Below are 412 nucleotides of genomic sequence, written 5' to 3'. Positions count from 1 at the left end.
TGTGCAGTAATCGTGCTACTGCTGTTGGCGCATTTAGCAGCAGAGATGTTGTCTGTACTAAGATTCTTTACAATTATGTCGACCAAGGTCTATTAGATATACATAATTACGACTTGCCTGAGAAGCTTAAACGCAATACTAAGCTTCATCGTGTTCGCAAAAATAAGAAAAAGCTTGGTAGAAGTATTGAAGAACGTTCAAAAGAAATTAGTGAACGTAATGAATTCGGTCATTGGGAATGCGATTTGGTTCTCGGACATAAAACTAAAGATGATGAGGTATTGTTAACTCTATCTGAGCGCATGAGCCGTGAGTTTTTAATTCTTCGTATTCCTGACAAGACTTCTGTCAGTGTTATGCAGGCCTTTAAAGAACTCCAAAGGCAATACAGCGAACATTGGAATGATATTTT

Annotated in this window: 1 protein-coding gene; it reads left to right on the top strand. The window is 37.9% G+C overall.

Annotation, left to right across the window (positions count from 1 at the left end):
* Nucleotides 1–412, top strand: a 412-nt coding sequence (locus tag FD18_RS01335; RefSeq protein WP_157053594.1) for an IS30 family transposase, incomplete at both ends; no start/stop codon positions are given.

This window comes from Lactobacillus taiwanensis DSM 21401 (assembly GCF_001436695.1).
GTDB lineage: Bacteria > Bacillota > Bacilli > Lactobacillales > Lactobacillaceae > Lactobacillus > Lactobacillus taiwanensis.
The sequence above is the reverse complement of the archived record's forward strand: the minus strand, read 5'-3'. Positions and strand labels throughout refer to the sequence as shown.